The organism is Ferrovibrio sp. GW821-FHT12F09 (assembly GCF_058806775.1).
On record NZ_JBXAPZ010000001.1, the window covers coordinates 72826 to 88737 of the forward strand.

General features: G+C 65.0%; 22 protein-coding genes. 12 read left to right on the plus strand and 10 right to left on the minus strand.

Annotated elements, in window-relative coordinates:
* Position 1: 1 nt before the first annotated feature.
* Both trmD and rplS read left to right on the plus strand, forming a co-directional pair.
* Entirely contained in the window at positions 2-751 is a 750-nt protein-coding gene (gene trmD, locus AC1ROB_RS00360) for a tRNA (guanosine(37)-N1)-methyltransferase TrmD (RefSeq protein ID WP_492972757.1), read from the plus strand.
* Positions 752-790: 39 nt separating this feature from the next.
* A complete protein-coding gene (rplS, locus tag AC1ROB_RS00365; RefSeq protein WP_492972756.1) occupies positions 791-1174 on the plus strand; it encodes a 50S ribosomal protein L19 in 384 nt (127 codons plus the stop codon).
* Positions 1175-1275: 101 nt separating this feature from the next.
* Here rplS and AC1ROB_RS00370 read toward each other — a convergent pair whose 3' ends face one another.
* Positions 1276-1671, minus strand: a complete 396-nt coding sequence (locus AC1ROB_RS00370; RefSeq protein WP_492972755.1) for a winged helix-turn-helix transcriptional regulator — start codon at positions 1669-1671, stop codon at positions 1276-1278.
* A gap of 120 nt (positions 1672-1791) precedes the next feature.
* On the opposite strand from AC1ROB_RS00370, the gene AC1ROB_RS00375 reads away from it, so the two are divergent.
* A complete protein-coding gene (locus tag AC1ROB_RS00375; RefSeq protein WP_492972754.1) occupies positions 1792-2442 on the plus strand; it encodes a glutathione S-transferase family protein in 651 nt (216 codons plus the stop codon).
* Positions 2443-2587: 145 nt separating this feature from the next.
* Complete coding sequence (locus AC1ROB_RS00380; RefSeq protein ID WP_492972753.1) at positions 2588-2986, plus strand: DoxX family protein; 399 nt, start codon at positions 2588-2590, stop codon at positions 2984-2986.
* A 6-nt stretch (positions 2987-2992) separates the two neighbouring features.
* Here AC1ROB_RS00380 and AC1ROB_RS00385 read toward each other — a convergent pair whose 3' ends face one another.
* Positions 2993-3853 carry a LysR family transcriptional regulator gene (locus AC1ROB_RS00385; RefSeq protein ID WP_492972752.1) on the minus strand — a complete coding sequence of 287 codons (861 nt, stop codon included), beginning with the start codon at positions 3851-3853 and terminating at the stop codon, positions 2993-2995.
* 107 nt (positions 3854-3960) lie between these two features.
* Between AC1ROB_RS00385 and AC1ROB_RS00390 the strand changes: the two genes are divergently transcribed.
* The 3 genes from AC1ROB_RS00390 (at position 3961) to AC1ROB_RS00400 (ending at position 5485) form a co-directional block, all read left to right on the plus strand.
* A complete protein-coding gene (locus tag AC1ROB_RS00390) occupies positions 3961-4377 on the plus strand; it encodes a tautomerase family protein (protein ID WP_492972751.1) in 417 nt (138 codons plus the stop codon).
* Between the two features lie 79 nt (positions 4378-4456).
* Positions 4457-4957, plus strand: a complete 501-nt coding sequence (locus tag AC1ROB_RS00395; RefSeq protein WP_492972750.1) for a DUF2867 domain-containing protein — start codon at positions 4457-4459, stop codon at positions 4955-4957.
* Between the two features lie 57 nt (positions 4958-5014).
* Positions 5015-5485: a DUF2867 domain-containing protein gene (locus AC1ROB_RS00400; RefSeq protein WP_492972749.1), complete on the plus strand. Its 471-nt coding sequence runs from the start codon at positions 5015-5017 to the stop codon at positions 5483-5485.
* Here the strand turns inward: AC1ROB_RS00400 and gcvA are convergent.
* The gene (gene gcvA / locus AC1ROB_RS00405) at positions 5482-6378 is read right to left on the minus strand and encodes a transcriptional regulator GcvA (RefSeq protein ID WP_492972748.1); all 897 of its coding nucleotides are present in this window, start codon (positions 6376-6378) and stop codon (positions 5482-5484) included. The genes AC1ROB_RS00400 and gcvA overlap by 4 nt on opposite strands.
* 148 nt (positions 6379-6526) lie before the next feature.
* Between gcvA and leuC the strand changes: the two genes are divergently transcribed.
* The 4 genes from leuC to AC1ROB_RS00425 all read left to right on the plus strand — a co-directional run bounded on the left by leuC (position 6527) and on the right by AC1ROB_RS00425 (position 10539).
* On the plus strand, positions 6527-7939 hold the full coding sequence (gene leuC, locus AC1ROB_RS00410) for a 3-isopropylmalate dehydratase large subunit (RefSeq protein ID WP_492972747.1): 1413 nt from the start codon (positions 6527-6529) through the stop codon (positions 7937-7939).
* Between the two features lie 17 nt (positions 7940-7956).
* On the plus strand, positions 7957-8580 hold the full coding sequence (leuD, locus tag AC1ROB_RS00415; RefSeq protein WP_492972746.1) for a 3-isopropylmalate dehydratase small subunit: 624 nt from the start codon (positions 7957-7959) through the stop codon (positions 8578-8580).
* Positions 8581-8687: 107 nt separating this feature from the next.
* Positions 8688-9800, plus strand: coding sequence for a 3-isopropylmalate dehydrogenase (gene leuB, locus AC1ROB_RS00420; RefSeq protein WP_492972745.1), 1113 nt, complete (start codon positions 8688-8690; stop codon positions 9798-9800).
* Positions 9801-9918: 118 nt separating this feature from the next.
* Complete coding sequence (locus AC1ROB_RS00425) at positions 9919-10539, plus strand: glutathione S-transferase family protein (protein ID WP_492972744.1); 621 nt, start codon at positions 9919-9921, stop codon at positions 10537-10539.
* Here the strand turns inward: AC1ROB_RS00425 and AC1ROB_RS00430 are convergent.
* Entirely contained in the window at positions 10536-11039 is a 504-nt protein-coding gene (locus AC1ROB_RS00430) for a 2'-5' RNA ligase family protein (protein ID WP_492972743.1), read from the minus strand. The two genes, AC1ROB_RS00425 and AC1ROB_RS00430, sit on opposite strands and share 4 nt — an antisense overlap.
* Positions 11040-11046: 7 nt before the next feature.
* Positions 11047-11904, minus strand: a complete 858-nt coding sequence (locus tag AC1ROB_RS00435; RefSeq protein ID WP_492972742.1) for a dienelactone hydrolase family protein — start codon at positions 11902-11904, stop codon at positions 11047-11049.
* Positions 11905-11967: 63 nt separating this feature from the next.
* Between AC1ROB_RS00435 and AC1ROB_RS00440 the strand changes: the two genes are divergently transcribed.
* Positions 11968-12603, plus strand: a complete 636-nt coding sequence (locus AC1ROB_RS00440; RefSeq protein WP_492972741.1) for a LysE family translocator — start codon at positions 11968-11970, stop codon at positions 12601-12603.
* On the opposite strand, the gene AC1ROB_RS00445 is transcribed toward AC1ROB_RS00440, so the two are convergent.
* Genes AC1ROB_RS00445 through AC1ROB_RS00465 form a run of 5 tightly spaced genes read right to left on the minus strand, consistent with a single transcriptional unit; the run spans position 12600 to position 15806 of the window.
* Positions 12600-13181 carry a hypothetical protein gene (locus tag AC1ROB_RS00445; RefSeq protein ID WP_492972740.1) on the minus strand — a complete coding sequence of 194 codons (582 nt, stop codon included), beginning with the start codon at positions 13179-13181 and terminating at the stop codon, positions 12600-12602. The two genes, AC1ROB_RS00440 and AC1ROB_RS00445, sit on opposite strands and share 4 nt — an antisense overlap.
* Before the next feature lie 7 nt (positions 13182-13188).
* The gene (locus AC1ROB_RS00450; RefSeq protein ID WP_492972739.1) at positions 13189-13800 is read right to left on the minus strand and encodes a 2-hydroxychromene-2-carboxylate isomerase; all 612 of its coding nucleotides are present in this window, start codon (positions 13798-13800) and stop codon (positions 13189-13191) included.
* A gap of 5 nt (positions 13801-13805) precedes the next feature.
* Entirely contained in the window at positions 13806-14726 is a 921-nt protein-coding gene (locus tag AC1ROB_RS00455) for a glutathione S-transferase family protein (RefSeq protein WP_492972738.1), read from the minus strand.
* A 55-nt stretch (positions 14727-14781) separates the two neighbouring features.
* Positions 14782-15342 carry a TetR/AcrR family transcriptional regulator gene (locus AC1ROB_RS00460; RefSeq protein ID WP_492972737.1) on the minus strand — a complete coding sequence of 187 codons (561 nt, stop codon included), beginning with the start codon at positions 15340-15342 and terminating at the stop codon, positions 14782-14784.
* Complete coding sequence (locus AC1ROB_RS00465; protein ID WP_492972736.1) at positions 15342-15806, minus strand: nuclear transport factor 2 family protein; 465 nt, start codon at positions 15804-15806, stop codon at positions 15342-15344. The genes AC1ROB_RS00460 and AC1ROB_RS00465 overlap by 1 nt, the downstream gene beginning before the upstream one ends.
* Positions 15807-15912: the final 106 nt, after the last annotated feature.

The window sequence follows — 15912 nt, forward strand, 5'->3', positions numbered from 1 at the left end:
GATGAGTACGGCGCCGGTGCGGCCGTGGGAGGCGCGGATACTGACCCTGTATCCAGCCATGTTCCCCGGCCCGCTGGGGCAGAGTCTGGCCGGCAAGGCCCTGGCCGAGGGCAAGTGGCGCCTGACGGCGGTGGACATTCGCGATTTCGCACGCGATAAACACCGCTCCGTCGACGACACCCCCTTCGGTGGCGGGCCCGGCATGGTGATGCGGCCCGATGTTCTAGCCACGGCGATCGACGAGACGCTGGCGGCAGCAGAGGGCGATATCAGCGGCCAGCCGCTGATCTATTTTTCGCCGCGCGGCCGGCGCCTGGATCAGGCGCTGGTGCACGAGGCGAAGGCGGCAGGCGGAGCAACCTTGCTCTGCGGCCGCTTCGAGGGGGTGGACGAGCGCCTGTTGCAGGCACGCCCCGTTGTCGAGGTCAGCCTCGGCGACTTCGTCCTGTCGGGTGGCGAGATCGCCGCATATGCACTGCTTGATGCAGTCGTGCGGTTGCTGCCCGGGGTGATGGGTGCCGAAGAGTCCGGCACCGAGGAGAGTTTCGCGGACGGTTTGCTGGAATATCCCCAGTATACCCGGCCGCAGGAGTGGGAAGGCCTGGCAGTGCCCGATGTGCTGCTGTCCGGCCACCACGAGAAGATCGCAGCCTGGCGGCGTGCGATGGCGGAAGAGATCACCGCCCGACGCCGCCCGGACCTGTGGGACGACTACCGTCGGCGCCGCAAGGATGCCGGCAGAACCAGTTGAACGCGTTTTGAACTTTTGGAAGAAGAAAGGCTGAGTGCCATGAACCTGATGCAGCAGATCGAGAAAGAGCAGTCCGATGCCCTGGTGGCGGCGCGCGCCGTGCCGGACTTCGCCCCGGGCGACACGCTCACCGTTAACGTGAAGGTGGTCGAAGGCGGCCGTGAGCGCGTGCAGGCCTATGAAGGCGTGTGCATCGCCCGCTCGAACCGCGGCGTGAACTCCTCCTTCACCGTGCGCAAGATCAGCTACGGCGAAGGCGTCGAGCGTATCTTCCCGCTGTACAGCCCGCGCATCGAGTCGATCGTGGTGGTCCGCCGCGGCGACGTGCGTCGCGCCAAGCTGTACTACCTGCGTGGCCGCACCGGTAAGGCCGCCCGCATCACCGAGAAGCGCGACGCCAGCGGCAAGATCGCCAAGGCCTAAGTGCTGTCAGCCGGCTTCGTGCCGGCTGAGCGAGCTTGAGAGTTTGAAGCCGCCTGCCGGATGCAAAATCCGGCGGGCGGCTTTTCGTTTTTTCCGGTTTGCTACTCTGCGGCTTCGCGCGCCGACGCCAGCTGCGGGCCGTTCTTCGCCGCCCATTTGCCGAGCTCGTCCAGCACCGGCCGCAGGGAGAGGCCCAGATCGGTGAGCCAATATTCAACCTTTGGCGGCACGGCAGCGTGAATGCGGCGGCCGACCAGCCCGGCGGTTTCGAGCGCCCGCAGCTGCTTGGTCAGCTCTTTCTGCGTGATCAGCGGGATGGCGCGCGACAGCTCGCTGAACCGCAGCGGAGCCCCCCTGGCCCGGGCGAGCGTCAGGATGATCGGCACCGCCCATTTGTTGGCAATGAGATCGAGCGTGGCGCAGATCATGCGCGCGCAGAGCGGCTGACCGTCGGCGGTCAGATCGTGGCGGAAATCCAGGTCGCTTTCAGTAGCCATTCGGTAAGTATAGAGGGTTTGGGTGCCTACTTGCAAATTGATAGTGCCATGAGCTATCCCTCGATCCCCCGCCAGGGCTTACAGTCCCGGCCGGGAAACGTAACCGGAGGGAATACCACCATGGCCAATCTCGATTTCTATTTCTCGCCAGGCGCCTGTTCGCTGGCGACGCATATCTGCCTTGAGGAAGCCGGCGCCAAGTTCACGCCGAAGCCGACCTATACCCGCAAGGGCCAGACCCGCACGCCGGAATACCTGGCGCTGAATCCCAAGGGCAAGGTGCCGATGCTGGGTGTGGACGGCAAGATGCTGACCGAGAACACCGCGATTCAGTATTACCTGAACCGCACCTATCCGAATGCCAAGCTGCTGCCGGCCGGCGATGCCCTGAAGGAAGCCGAGGCGTTGGCCTTCATCGCCTGGTGCGCGTCGGGCATCCATCCGGTGATGGGCCGCTTCTTCGGCCCGCAGAACTTCACCGACCTGCCCGACAGCGCCGACAACGTGAAGTCGCTGGCGGCCAAGGCCACGGCCGCCAATTTCGCCATCGTCGAAAAGGCGCTGGGGACCAAGGACTGGGTGTTCGGCGACTGGTCGGCGGCTGACGCCTATATCTTTGTCTTCTTCAACTGGGCGACCAAGCTCGGCCTCGATGTTTCGGCCTTCCCGAACTACGCCAAGCATTTCGAGCGCATGCAGCAGCGCCCCGCCGTGCAGCGTGCGATGGCCCGCGAAGCCGAAGCACTGGCGGCGATGGACAAGGCGGCCTGAGACCAGACTTCTGGCTAACACGAACGTGTTATCAGCATAACCGGGCGTGTTATTGGAAAACCCGGGGTGGCCCGATACAGTCGGGCCACCCCGTTCAACACAACGACAACAACAATAAACACCAAGACAAGAAGGACTGACTCCCATGGCTTTGCTTGAGAAATTCGGCCCGCTGCTCGGCCGCATCCTGATCGCGATCCTGTTCGTGCCGGCCGGCATCAGCAAGATCGGCAACTTCGCCGGCACCGTCGGCTATGTGAAGTCGGCCAACCTGCCGCTGCCGGAAGTGGCCGCCGTCCTGGCAATCGTCATCGAGCTGGGCGTCGGCCTGGCGCTGCTGGTCGGCTTCAAGACCCGCTATGCCGCCCTGCTGCTGGCGCTGTTCACCCTGGTTGCCGCGCTCGGCTTCCACCAGTTCTGGGCCGTGCCGGAAGCGGCGAAGATGATCCAGCAGATCATGTTCACCAAGAACCTGGCGATCATCGGCGGCCTGCTGTTCGTGGCCGTCTACGGCCCGGGCCCGTTCAGCGTCGACAAGCGCTGAACTGCACTACTGATCGGCGCGGATCGCAGATGCGATCTCGCGCAGGCCACGCGACAGCACAGGATCGCTGACGCGCGACAGTAAAAAGAGGGCGGTTGCCGGCAACACCGGCAGCCGCTGTTTTTTTGTCAGCTCCACCATGCCAGGCAGCCGCGCCCGCCGGCCCAGCACCGCCACGCCCAGCCCGGCCGACAACGCCGCGGCAAGCGCACCGACGCCGCCGCCGGTGAAAGCCTCGGTCCAGTCGATGCGCGCCTGATCGAGCGCGCGGATGCCGGCGGCCCGCACCGAACAGGGCGCCGCCAGCGCCACCAGCGGCAACGGTTCGCCGGCCTTCAGCTGGAAATCCGGCGCGGCGAACCAGCCGAGCCGGTCTTTCAGCAGCAGCTCGGCGCCGCGCGGGGGTTTGTTGCCGACCTGATGCAGGATGGCGGCATCAAGCTTGCCCTGCTCATACAGGCTGCCGAGGTCACTCGATAAACCAATGCGCACTTCCAGCTTCAGGCCGGGCAGGCGCGAACGCACGCGGCCCAGCAGGCCGGGCAGCTGTGCGCCGACCGCCTGGTCGCTGACGCCCAGCACCAGCGGGCGCTGAGGTTTGGCGTCCAGCGCCGCCAGCGCCGCATCATGGGCCGCCAGCACATGGCGGGCCTCGGTGACCAGCGTGTCGCCATCGGGGGTGAGCCGCACCAGGCGCGGCGTGCGTTCCAGCAGGCGGCGGCCGAGCCGCGCCTCCAACCGCTTGAGCCGCAGGCTGATCGCCGCCTGGCTGGTGCCGAGCGCCTCGGCCGCGCGGGTGAAGCTGCGGTAATCCGCCACCAGCACCAGGGCGCGCAGGGCATCAATGTCGAGGGCCGTTTCCATCATATCAATACGTTATGACTGATATGATCATAGGTCGACTTCTGTAATGGTCAAGCCGACCCTATCCTGCTTCTCACGGGCCAGCAACGCCCGCAGACAGGAGCCACCCCATGCCGATCATTCAGGTCAAATATTCCACCCCCAGCGACAAGCCCGGCCTCGTGCAGGCCATTGCCAAAGCGGCCAGCCGCATCTCGGCCGAACAGCTGCGCAAGGACCAGACGCTGACCGCCGTCACCGTGGAAGCCGTGCCGGCCGAGCACTGGTTCGCCGGCGGGCCGTCGCTGGCCGAACAGAAGCTGGCCAGCTTCTTCCTCGACATCAAGATCGTGGAAAGCACCAACACCAAGGACGAGAAGGCCGCCTTCATCGCCGCCGTGTTCAAGACCATGGGCGAGCTGCTCGGGCCGCTGCATAACGAAAGCTATGTCTACGTCCATGACGTGCATGGCTATGCCTACGGCTTTGGCGGCCTGACCCAGGAGCGCCGCTATATCGCAGCCAAACTGGGCGTGCCGGCGGCGTAACGCCGCCACACTCGTTCCTTCAGGCCCCTCCTTCCTTCGGGCAATGGACGGCGCAGCGTGCAGACCGCATGCTGCGCCGATGTCCGTCCATCCCGTCATCGTCGCGGCAACACCCGATCCCGATTTCGTCGCCAGCCTGCCGGGCTGCGACTTTTCCGACGCCTTCACCATGACGGTGGCGCGCGGCGGCGTGGATGCGCGCGAGGTGGCGGCGCTGTGCTTCAGCAAGCTGCCAGACTGGGCCGGCTGGCTGCTGCGCCTGCGCAATGCGGTGATGCGGCGCTTCGGCCTGAAGACCGACGAGATGGTGCAGAGCCTACCGGTGCTGCGCGAGGATGCCACCGAAGTGGTGGTCGGCCTCAATGACGACCATCTGGATTTCCGCACCCAGTTCCGCGTCGACACGCTGCGGCTCGGGCCCGAGGGACCCGATCTGGGTCTGGTCACGCTGACCACCATCGTGCGCACCCATAACCGGCTCGGCCGCGTCTACCTGACGATCATCATGCCCTTCCACAAGCTGATCGTACGCAGCCTGATGAAACGGGTGGCAGAGAAACTGACTGAACAGGGCGACTGAGCCGCCTGCGACATCGTGAAGCGGGACGGCATCGCAACACCGGCCCATAGTGAGGGCATGCCTACCGTCACGGTCGTCCCCGCCGATCCGGCCTTTGTCGCCAGCCTGCCCGGCTGCGATTTCGCCGATGCCTTCAGCGTCACCGTGGCGCGCCGCGATCTCGATGCGCGTATTCTCTCGGCCGAATTCTTCAGCACGCCACCGGCCTGGGCCAGCGCGCTGCTGGATATCCGCAATGCCGTGATGGGCCGACTCGGCTACAAGGCGCCGAAGATCCGCAAGGGCTTTCCGGTGCTGAGCGAGTCTGTCGAGGCCGTGGTTTCGGGCCTGGATGACGGCCATCTGGATTTCCGCGCGCTGATGAAGATCGATCCCGCCGCCGCCGGCAGTCGCATCACCCTCACCACTGCCGTGCGCACCCATAACCGTCTGGGCCGCGTCTATCTCGCGATCATCATGCCGTTCCACAAGCTGATCGTGCGCAGCATGGTGCGGCAGATGGCGTTGCGGCTGAGCGCGCCGGCCTAGGCCGGCGCTTTGACTTCTTCGGTGAGCCAATCGCGCATGGCTTTCAGGCGCGGCGCGTCGGCCATGTGTTCGAGGCAGACGAACCAGTAGGCATTGCTGAGCGGCAGGGTGGCGTCGAACAGCTGCACCAGGCGGCCGCCGGCGATCTCCTCGGCCACCATCGCCGGATCCATCACGGCGATGCCCATGCCCTGGACCGCCGCCTGGATCGCGTAAGAGCGCGTCTCGAACATCTGGCCGATCACCGGATCGATATCGGTCTGGCCGGTCGCCTTGAGCCAGACACGCCAGTCCTCGCGGCGGTTCTGCGAATGCAGCAGCTTCTGGTTCTTCAGGTCTTCCGGTTTTTTGATGAGGTCCTTGAATTTCGGATGCGCCACCGGCACCAGCGCCTCGGCGAACAGCCGGGTCGATTTCAGGCCGGGCCAGTCGCCGTCGCCATAGCGGATCGCGCAGTCGATGCCCTCGCGCTCCAGGTCGGCCGGCTTCAGCGAGGTGGTGATGCGCACCTCGATATCGGGATAGGCCTCCTGGAAGCGCGGCAGGCGCGGGATGAACCAGCGCATGGCGAAGGTGGAGAGCATCGAGAGCGTCAGCGTGCCCTCGCCGCGCCGGGCCTCCAGCTTGGACAGCGCACTGACCAGGTAGTCGAAGCCCTGCTGCACGTCGGGCAGGATCAGCTGCCCCTCGGTCGACAGCACGAGGCCTTTTCTGGTCCGGTGGAACAGCGGCACCCCCAGCAGCTCCTCCAACTGGCGGATCTGGTGGGAAATGGCCGACAGCGTCACCGAGAGTTCCTCGGCGGCGGCGGTGAAATTGAGGTGGCGGCCGGCGGCTTCAAAGGCCTTCAGGGCGTTGAGGGGCAGCAGGCGGCGGCTGGGCAGATGGGCCATGGGAATTTCTTTTAAGCCGGAGGGGAATTTAAATCCACCCGGCCGGACACGATCCCCACTGGACGCGGGGGCCGCACTGGGTTTGAATCCCCGCCCCGTAACGCCCCTGCTCGCAATAAAAATACTCTGAAAGAACGGACCAGCTGCCATGACCGCGCCCCGCACCCTGTACGACAAGATCTGGGACAGCCATCTGGTCGATATCGACGCCGATGGGAACGGTCTGATCTATATCGACCTGCACCTGGTCCATGAGGTCACCTCGCCCCAGGCCTTCGCCGGCCTGAAGGCCGCCGGCCGCAAGGTCCGCCGTCCCGACCGCACCGTCGCCGTGCCCGACCATAACGTGCCGACCACCCCGGACCGCCTGCAGTTCATTTTCGAGGACGAGGAAGCCCGCATCCAGGTCGAGACGCTGGACCGCAATGCCAAGGAATACGGCGTCAACTATTACCCGATGAACGACGTCAACCAGGGCATCGTGCATATCGTCGGCCCGGAGCAGGGCTATACCCAGCCCGGCATGACCATCGTCTGTGGCGACAGCCATACCTCGACCCATGGCGCCTTCGGCAGCCTGGCCTTCGGCATCGGCACCTCGGAGGTCGAGCACGTGCTCGCCACCCAGACCCTGCCGCAGCGCAAGGCCAAGAACATGAAGATCAACATCGACGGCGAGCTGGGCCCGGGCGTCACCGCCAAGGACATCATCCTCGCCATCATCGGCAAGATCGGTACCGCCGGCGGCACCGGCTATGTAATGGAATACACCGGCAGCGCCATCCGCGCGCTCTCGATGGAAGGCCGCATGACGGTCTGCAACATGTCGATCGAAGCCGGCGCCCGCGCTGGTCTGATCGCGCCGGACCAGAAGACCTTCGACTATGTGATGGGCAAGCCGCATGCGCCCAAGGGCGCCGCCTTCGAGCAGGCGCTGGCCTGGTGGAAGACCCTGCCCTCTGACGACGGCGCCCATTACGACACGGTTGTGGAGCTGAAAGCCTCCGATATTGCGCCGCATATCACCTGGGGCACCAGCCCGCAGGACGTGGCGCCGATCACCGGCAGCGTGCCGAACCCGGCCGATGTGAAGGACGAGCAGAAGCGCATCGCCCTGGAACGTGCGCTCAACTACATGGGCCTGAAGGCCGGCGAGAAGCTGGACAGCGTGCCGATCCAGCGCGTCTTCATCGGCTCCTGCACCAACGGCCGCATCGAGGACATGCGCGCCGCCGCCGCCGTAGCCAAGGGCCGCAAGGTAGCCGCGGGTGTTCAGGCGATGGTGGTGCCGGGCTCAGGGCTGGTGAAGAACCAGGCCGAAGCGGAAGGCCTGGACAAGATCTTCGTCGAGGCCGGCTTCGAATGGCGCGAGCCCGGCTGCTCAATGTGCCTGGCGATGAACGCCGACAAGCTGAAGCCGGAAGAGCGCTGCGCCAGCACGTCCAACCGCAACTTCGAAGGCCGCCAGGGCGCGCGCGGCCGCACGCATCTGATGAGCCCGGCGATGGCTGTCGCCGCCGCCGTCACCGGCAAGCTCGCCGACGTGCGCAAGTTCATCTGAGCGAGGAGAAAGACATCATGGACAAGTTCACCACGCTCACCGCCGTCGCTGCCCCGCTGCCGATGATCAATGTCGACACCGACATGATCATCCCCAAGCAGTTCCTGAAGACCGTGGAGCGCACCGGCCTGGCCAAGGGCCTGTTCTTCGAGTTGCGCGAAACCCCGGACGGCAAGCCGGTGCCGGATTTCTTCATGAACCAGCCGCAGTACAAGGGCGCGCAGATCCTGGTCGCCGGAGACAATTTCGGCTGCGGCTCAAGCCGCGAGCATGCGCCCTGGGCGCTGCTGGATTACGGCATCCGCTGCGTGATCGCCACCAGCTATGCCGACATCTTCTATAATAACTGCTTCCAGAACGGCATCCTGCCGATCACCCTGCCGCAGGCCGAGGTCGACAAGCTGATGGATGCCGCCAAGCGCGGCCAGAATGCCCGCATCAGCGTCGACCTGGCCAAGCAGGAAGTCACCGGTCCCGATGGCAACGTGATCAAGTTCGAGATCGACGCCCACAAGAAGCATTGCCTGCTCAACGGCCTGGACAATATCGGCCTGACGCTGGAGAAGAAGTCGAAGATCGACAGCTTCGAAGGCAAGCAGCACGGCACCCAGCCTTGGCTTTACGCCCAGGCTGGACGGTAACAAAGAACCCAAACCGTCATGCCCGGGCTTGACCCGGGCATCCCATTTAATGGGACCCGCGGATCAAGTCCGCGGGTGACAATGAGAAAGCACAGAGGAACACAAGAATGGCTTCCAATCGTACCATGCTGATGCTGCCCGGCGACGGGATCGGCCCCGAGGTGATGGGCGAGGTCCGTCGCGTCATCGCCTGGATGGACAAGCGCCGGCATGTCTCCTTCGACGTCAAGGAAGACCTGGTCGGCGGCTCGGCCTTCGACAAGCATGGCACGCCGTTGCATGACAACACCATGCAGGATGCGCTGGATTGCGGCGTGGTTCTGCTCGGCGCCGTCGGCGGCCCGAAATGGGACAACCTGCCGTTTGACCAGAAGCCCGAACGCGGTCTACTGCGCCTGCGCAAGGAAATGGACCTGTTCGCCAACCTGCGCCCGGCCAAATGCTTCGACGCCCTGGTGGATGCCAGCAGCCTGAAGCCCGAGATCGTCAAAGGTCTCGACATCATGATCGTGCGCGAACTGACCGGCGGCGTCTATTTCGGCCAGCCGCGCGGCATCGAAACCCTGCCCAATGGTGAACGTCGCGGTATCAATACGCAGGTCTATACCACCAGCGAAATCCGCCGTGTGGCGGCTGTCGCCTTCGAGCTAGCCAAGAAGCGCGGCAACAAGGTGACCTCGCTGGAAAAGGCCAATGTGATGGAATCCGGCGTGCTGTGGCGCGAGGAAGTCACCAAGCTGCACCAGGAGCAGTTCAAGGACGTGCAGCTGGAGCATATGTATGCCGATAACGGCGCCATGCAGCTGGTGCGCGCGCCCAAGCAGTTCGACGTGATGGTGACCGACAACCTGTTCGGCGACATCCTCTCGGACGCCGCCGCCATGCTGACCGGTTCGCTCGGCATGCTGCCGTCTGCGTCTTTGGGCGCAGCGGACCCTGCCACCGGTCGCCGCATGGCGCTGTTCGAGCCGGTGCATGGCTCGGCCCCGGACATTTCCGGCAAGGGCATCGCCAATCCGCTCGCCACCATCCAGAGCTTCTCGATGGCGCTGCGCTATGCCTACGATCTCAGCGCCGATGCCGACCTGATCGACCAGGCCGCTGAGAATGTACTGAGCAAGGGCATCCGCACCGCCGATCTCGGCGGCGGCGGCACCCGCGTCGGCACCACCGGCATGGGCGACGCCCTGCTGATGGAACTCGACCGCCTGGCTGCCTGATTTCAGCGCAGCATCCAGAATAGTCAAAGGCCGGAGCTGAACCCTCCGGCCTTTTTCTTTGGGCTTGCATGACAGCACTGCTTTGGCGACTGTTGCCCTGTCGTCTGGGAGGGTGACCATGCTGAAGCTGATCGGCCGCAACCTGTCGCCCTATTCCCGCCGCGTCGCCGTGGCGATGACCCTGCTGGATATCCCGCATACGCGCGAATACCTCTCGGTCACCGCCGATCCCGACCGCGGCCTAGAACTCAATCCGGTCGGCCGCGTGCCGGTGCTGGAACTGGAAGGCGGCGAACGGCTGATCGAGTCGGCTGCCATCCTCGATTACCTGATGGAACTGGTCGGCCCGGCGAAAAGCCTGATCCCGCGGCATGGCCGCACGCGGCGCGACTGCATCCAGCTGATGGCGATCGGCAGCGGCGTGATGGACAAGGCGGTGAATGCCATCTACGAGGTGCGCCGGCGGCCGGCCGACAAGGTGCACGAGCCCTGGCGCCAGCATCTGCTGCGCCAGGCCAGCGGCGGCCTCGCCGCCCTGGATGCCCACAAGATGGGGCCATGGATGCTGGGCGAGCAGATGTCGATGGCCGATATCACCGCCGCCGTGACGGTCAGCTTCCTGCGCGTCATGCTGCCCGACGATCTGGTGCCGGCCGGCCTCTATGCCAGCCTCTACGACCTGACCGAACGGGCGGAAAAGCTCGCCTGCTTCCAGGCCCATCCGCTGGAGAAGCCCTAACCGCCGAGGCGGTATTCGCCCGCGACGCGGATGTTGCCATGCTCGATGCGCAGCAGCTGCAGCGCCGCGATGCGGCCAGCAACCGGTTTCTGCAACGCGCCCATCTGCCGCTCCAGTGCCTTGGCCGAAAACACCGCGCCGAAGCGGGTCAGCGTCAGATGCGGCTCATACACATCTTTTCCGCCCAGCATGCGATAGAGCGCCGTCAGTGATCCGGCCGCGGCTGCATCGGCATGCAGCACATTGAGGAAGCGGTATTTCGGCGCGTATGAATCCTCCATGCGGCCGAGCCGGTCGAACACTACATCGAAAGCCGGCGTCACTGCCGCCATCGCGGCCACATGGCCGGCGAACCAGTCGGCATCCGCCGGGGCATGCGGAAAGCTGAGCGTCACATGGGCGACAACGCGATCGACCTGCGGATCATGGGCGCGGCGGATGGCCTCGATCCAGGCCGCATCGGCGGGCGCAAACTCCGGGATCGCGATCACGGCCAGCATGGCACGGTTATTTCAGGCGGTCGGCGAAAAAGGCCAGCGCCTGCCGCGTCGCATCCTCGGTCGCAGCACGGTTGGCCGGCACGGCCTGGCGCTCGCGGCCGGGATCGTCGAAGCCATGCACGGCACCGGGATAGACCTGCACCGTGAGGTCGGCGCCCTTCGCACGACTGCGGCCAGCCAGCGTGACACAGATCTTCGGCGCCACTTCCTCATCCAGTTCGGCGGCAAATATCCGCACCGGCGCATAGGGCAGCAGTCCGCCCTTGTATTTGTCCTTCAGCGCACAGCCGGGATAAAACGCCAGCCCAGCGCGGAAGCCCTGTGCCGCACCACCGCTCGGCGCCAGGCCCGGCGCATCGGGTGCCAGCGCCGCCAGCACGGCGCTGCCGCCATTCGACCAGCCCATCAGGCCGACGCGGTTCCCGGCGATGTCGCCGCGGCCGCGCAGATAGGCCAGCGCCGCATAGGCATCCTGCGGTCGCACCACGGTCTCGTCGATCTCGGCCGGGCGGCTGTCATAGGTGCCGCGCTCGAAACCGGCTGGATAGCCGCGCGGGCCGAAGCCGTCGACGATCAGCGCCGCATAGCCCTGCCCGGCCCAGCGCTCGGCCCATTGGCGATGGCGCTGCGACAGGGTTGTCGCCGTGTAGACGCCTTTCGCCAGCGAGGAATAGGCGCCGGCGCGGCCATGCATCAGGATCACGGCCGGCACCGGTGCGCTCGCAGCGTCTTTCGGCAGGAACAGATAGCCGACCAGATCGACGGGCTCATGCAGCGCCCGGAACCGCACGGTGTCCTGGGCAAATGCCGGCATGGCCGCCACCATCAGCCCTCCGACAAGAAATCCCAGTATCCACTGTCGCATCTTGCTCTCTCCGCCACCCCCGCTAGGCTAGACGCAACGCCGCTCCGGATCAAAGAGGCCGCCATGCCGCTCTCGCTCTATCTTGCTGCCGCCCTTGCCGGCGCCGCCTATACGCTGACGCCCGGCCCGGCTTTCCTCGCCCTGCTGGGTATCGGCGCCGGACAGGGACGGGTCGCCGGCCTGAAATTCCTCGCCGGGCATTTCGCCGGCGACATTGTCTGGGGCGCGCTGGCGCTGGTGGCGATCATCGGCTCGACCAGCCTCGGCACCCTGGTGTTCGATATCCTCGGCCTGATCTGCGGCGCCTATCTGCTGCTGCTGGGCTGGCGCGCCGTCACCGTGAAGCGCAGCATTGATGGCGCGCTCAACACCGACGTGGCGCAGCCGCTGCGGCGCGGCCTGGCCTTTGGCATCACCAACCCGAAAAGCTATGCCGTGGCGATTGCCATGTTCACAGCTTTACTCGCCGCCCATGCCGGCGAGCTGACCTGGGCCAGCCTGCCGCCGCTGCTGCTGGCCGCCTGCGCCGGCTTCATCATCGGCGACGCGATCCTGGTCTGGGTGATCGGCGCGGCGCCGGTGCGACGGCTCTATCGCCGCCACGAACTCTGGGTGACGCGGATCAGCGGCGTGATCTTCCTGGGCTTTGGCCTGCAGGCGCTGACTCATGCGGGCGCGGGGCTGCTCAGGCGTTCCTAAAGACAGCCTTCGACATCCTGGATGTATTCGGACAAGCCAGCACGAACTCCCACCACCACACCGTCGACAACTTCAAAGAGAATACCCGTCATACCGTCCGGTGACGATGGAACAATCAGGTAGCGACCATCCTTACCGACATAGAAATGCGGTTCGGACAGAATTCCGTCTGATTTGTAGGCTGTCAGAATATCGCCATCCCGATCACCTACACCAAAGCCCTTTGCTGTCTTGACTGGCGGCTCATAGGTATCCACGCGCACCATGCGACCATAAGCCATCATGAAAGCGATCTCATCAGCCACCCCCAACGGAGTTGCGTAGTAGCAGCCGTCGTTTTCAAATGGTGGCGGGGGATCGGTATCGTTCGGATCGAAACGTGTAATCTCGAACGTGAGACCGGAGACGCGCCTCATGTCGTCAAGCGTCATGCCGATGATAAAAGCCCCAATGCCGTCTGCACGTAGGGGATTATCGTGATACCCCTTAGGCCCTCGCGTCTGTGCTCCAGCAAGCAGAGATGCGCATAGTCCGATCAGCCCCAAGCCGGCAGAAAGGCAATGAAAAAGTCGTTTCATGGACCAACTATAGTCGTCTCAGCGCCTCGCGCACCAGCGGCAGGCGGTCGTTGCCGAAGAACATCTGGCCGTTCACAAACAGCGTCGGCGAGCCGAAGCCACCGCGCGCGATCAGCTCGTCGGTATTGGCTTTGAGCTGCTCCTTCACGCCGGGTTCGGTGATCGCTTGCGCCAGCCGGGCCGGATCGAGGCCGGCGCGCCTGGCCGCTTCCGCCACCACATCGTCCTGGCTGATGTCGCGGTTTTCACTCCAGTAGAGTTCGAAGAAGGCCGTCGCCAGTGCTGCCTCCTTGCCTTCGCCCTGCGTCTTGGCCCAGAGCAGGCCGCGCAGCGCCTTCACGGAATTCACCGGAAACACCGCCGGCGGAAAGGTGATCTTGATGCCCGCCAGTTTCGCCCAGGCCTGCAGGTCCTGCTTCACCCAGGCATCGCGCGCCGGCACCGGGTTCTCGCGCATGCGATACATGGTGGGGTTCACCGTGTTGAATACGCCGCCGACCAGGAACGGCCGCCAGACGATCTCCGCGCCCTGTTCTTTGGCCAGTCCCTGCACATTGACGAAGCAGAGATAGGTCCAGGGCGAGGAGACATCGTAGAAGACTTCGATGGTCTTGCCCATGACGTTCACCCCTTATGCGGCACCAGGATGAAGCCGGCGCGCGGGAAATGCACATGCACGATGCCGGTCTCCGGCGTTTCGCGGCGGATCGTCACGCTCTGGGCATCCAGCCCCACCAGCGCCCCGATGGTGGCATCGCGGCCGGTATCGTCGGGCGTCACGCTGACCATGGCGCCCTCGGCAAGGCCGAGCGTGTTGGCGCAGACGCCGCCTTTCAGCGTCGCCGGCTCGGCATTTTTCGCGATCTCGATGGCGGCCTTGGAATCCATGTCGGCCGGACTGCCATGACCGAAGCCCTTCATGCGGTCGGCCCAGACATTCAGCGCCGTGTAATCGGCGAGATCGGTGGCTTTCGCCCGGTCGCGCACGAACCAGACGCAGTGATAGACCGCGAGGTCGGCGAGGCTGGGCGCATCGCCGAACAGGAATTTGCGGCCGTCATGCAGGGCATCCTCGATCCAGCCCAGATGCGCGCGCAGCGGACCATTCATCACCGCGGCCTGCATTTTCATCTTCGTGCGGTCGATGGTGCGGCCGGAAAACTTGGCGCGATCTTCCAGAAAAGCATCCGGCATCTGCTCGCCCATCAGGCCGAAGGCGATAGCGACCGAGGCCGAGAAGAGCTGGTGGTCGGCCCAGTAGGCGACGCCCTCGGCCAGACCCTTGGCCGAGCCCGGATAGAAGGTCGGCGACGGATACCGGCGCTCGATCTCGCGCAGGATGATCTGGGTGTCGCAGTAGATATCGGCGCCAACCTGCATCACCGGGGTCTTGCGATAGGCGCCGGTCAGCGCCGTAAGATCGGGCTTGGGCATCATCGGCGGAATCTTCACCGACTGCCACGGCGCCTGCTTGATGCCGAAGGCGACGCGCACCTTTTCCGAGAAGGGCGAGGTGCCATAGTGGTGCAGGATCATGTCGGCCATTCTCGTTCCCTCCGGTTTTATGCTTTGAGGGAAGATTAAGGTCGCTGCCCCAACGTCAGGCAAGGGCCGACATGACCTGCGTCTGTAATTGTTCGAGCTGGCGGCTGAACACCGCCGGATCGTCCAGCGCCCTGCTGAGCACCAGGGCGCCCTGGATGCCCGCTACCGTGGTTTCGGCCAGCGCCCGGGCATTCCCCGCGCCGCCGCGCTGCAGCGCCGCCTGCAGCGCATCAATCCAGCGGGTGAAATAGTCCTGCACGGCAACCGCGAAACGGTCGCGCGTCGCATCCAGCGCGAAGGCGCCGACCAGGCAGATGCGCCGGCCGCTGCGGAAATACGCATCGGTGGCGGCGAACATCGCAGCAATGGCGGTGCGCGCAGCGGTGCTGTTACGCAGCGGTGCATAGACCTCGGCCTCGAACCAGGCATCGACATGGGCCAGCACCTCGGCCGCCATCTGGTCCTTGCCGCCGGGAAAGTGGTTGTACAGGCTGCCCTTGCCGAGCCCCGAGGCTTCGGTGATGGCGCTTAAACTCGTGCCCTCGAAACCCTGTTCGCGAAAAACCTCGGCGATACGGGCTATGGCGTCGGCGCGGGTGATCAATGCGGCGGGCATTACAGCCCCAGATCGCTCAGCCCCGGATGGTCGTCGGGACGGCGCCCCAGCGGCCAGTGGAACTTGCGGTCGGCTTCCGCGATGCGCACATCGTTGATGCTGGCCTCGCGGCGTTCCATCAGGCCGTTCTCGTCGAACTGCCACTGTTCATTGCCATGGCTGCGATACCAGTTGCCGCTGTCGTCATGCCATTCATAAGCGAAGCGCGCGGCGATGCGGTTGCCGGTGAAGGCCCAGACCTCCTTGATCAGGCGGTAGTCGAGTTCCTTCTGCCATTTGCGGGTCAGCAGCGCCTCGATGGCCGGGCGGCCCTGGATGAACTCGGCGCGGTTCCGCCAGATACTCTGCTCGGTATAGGCCAACGCCACTTTCGCTGGATCGCGGCCATTCCAGGCATCTTCCGCCATGCGGGCCTTCTGGGCGGCGGTTTCAGCGGTAAACGGCGGCAGCGGGGGGCGGGTCATGAGGACGGGCTCCTAAATTTGTACCGAAAGGTACAAAGCTGCCGATCCGGTGTCAACCGCGACAATTTCCCGCTTGATTGCGGGGGTTTGCGGGCCTATTTTCCGC

What these genes read in the sequence shown, in the direction of transcription:
- AC1ROB_RS00435 (WP_492972742.1), bottom strand. Translation starts at nt 11,904, where the DNA reads ATGCGACAGTGGATACTGGGATTTCTTGTCGGAGGGCTGATGGTGGCG.
- AC1ROB_RS00440 (WP_492972741.1), top strand. Translation starts at nt 11,968, where the DNA reads ATGCCGCTCTCGCTCTATCTTGCTGCCGCCCTTGCCGGCGCCGCCTAT.
- leuB (WP_492972745.1), top strand. Translation starts at nt 8,688, where the DNA reads ATGGCTTCCAATCGTACCATGCTGATGCTGCCCGGCGACGGGATCGGC.
- AC1ROB_RS00460 (WP_492972737.1), bottom strand. Translation starts at nt 15,342, where the DNA reads ATGCCCGCCGCATTGATCACCCGCGCCGACGCCATAGCCCGTATCGCC.
- AC1ROB_RS00425 (WP_492972744.1), top strand. Translation starts at nt 9,919, where the DNA reads ATGCTGAAGCTGATCGGCCGCAACCTGTCGCCCTATTCCCGCCGCGTC.
- AC1ROB_RS00370 (WP_492972755.1), bottom strand. Translation starts at nt 1,671, where the DNA reads ATGGCTACTGAAAGCGACCTGGATTTCCGCCACGATCTGACCGCCGAC.
- AC1ROB_RS00455 (WP_492972738.1), bottom strand. Translation starts at nt 14,726, where the DNA reads ATGGCCGACATGATCCTGCACCACTATGGCACCTCGCCCTTCTCGGAA.
- AC1ROB_RS00380 (WP_492972753.1), top strand. Translation starts at nt 2,588, where the DNA reads ATGGCTTTGCTTGAGAAATTCGGCCCGCTGCTCGGCCGCATCCTGATC.
- trmD (WP_492972757.1), top strand. Translation starts at nt 2, where the DNA reads ATGAGTACGGCGCCGGTGCGGCCGTGGGAGGCGCGGATACTGACCCTG.
- AC1ROB_RS00395 (WP_492972750.1), top strand. Translation starts at nt 4,457, where the DNA reads ATGTCCGTCCATCCCGTCATCGTCGCGGCAACACCCGATCCCGATTTC.
- AC1ROB_RS00450 (WP_492972739.1), bottom strand. Translation starts at nt 13,800, where the DNA reads ATGGGCAAGACCATCGAAGTCTTCTACGATGTCTCCTCGCCCTGGACC.
- rplS (WP_492972756.1), top strand. Translation starts at nt 791, where the DNA reads ATGAACCTGATGCAGCAGATCGAGAAAGAGCAGTCCGATGCCCTGGTG.
- AC1ROB_RS00465 (WP_492972736.1), bottom strand. Translation starts at nt 15,806, where the DNA reads ATGACCCGCCCCCCGCTGCCGCCGTTTACCGCTGAAACCGCCGCCCAG.
- AC1ROB_RS00390 (WP_492972751.1), top strand. Translation starts at nt 3,961, where the DNA reads ATGCCGATCATTCAGGTCAAATATTCCACCCCCAGCGACAAGCCCGGC.
- AC1ROB_RS00375 (WP_492972754.1), top strand. Translation starts at nt 1,792, where the DNA reads ATGGCCAATCTCGATTTCTATTTCTCGCCAGGCGCCTGTTCGCTGGCG.
- AC1ROB_RS00445 (WP_492972740.1), bottom strand. Translation starts at nt 13,181, where the DNA reads ATGAAACGACTTTTTCATTGCCTTTCTGCCGGCTTGGGGCTGATCGGA.
- AC1ROB_RS00385 (WP_492972752.1), bottom strand. Translation starts at nt 3,853, where the DNA reads ATGATGGAAACGGCCCTCGACATTGATGCCCTGCGCGCCCTGGTGCTG.
- gcvA (WP_492972748.1), bottom strand. Translation starts at nt 6,378, where the DNA reads ATGGCCCATCTGCCCAGCCGCCGCCTGCTGCCCCTCAACGCCCTGAAG.
- leuD (WP_492972746.1), top strand. Translation starts at nt 7,957, where the DNA reads ATGGACAAGTTCACCACGCTCACCGCCGTCGCTGCCCCGCTGCCGATG.
- leuC (WP_492972747.1), top strand. Translation starts at nt 6,527, where the DNA reads ATGACCGCGCCCCGCACCCTGTACGACAAGATCTGGGACAGCCATCTG.
- AC1ROB_RS00430 (WP_492972743.1), bottom strand. Translation starts at nt 11,039, where the DNA reads ATGCTGGCCGTGATCGCGATCCCGGAGTTTGCGCCCGCCGATGCGGCC.
- AC1ROB_RS00400 (WP_492972749.1), top strand. Translation starts at nt 5,015, where the DNA reads ATGCCTACCGTCACGGTCGTCCCCGCCGATCCGGCCTTTGTCGCCAGC.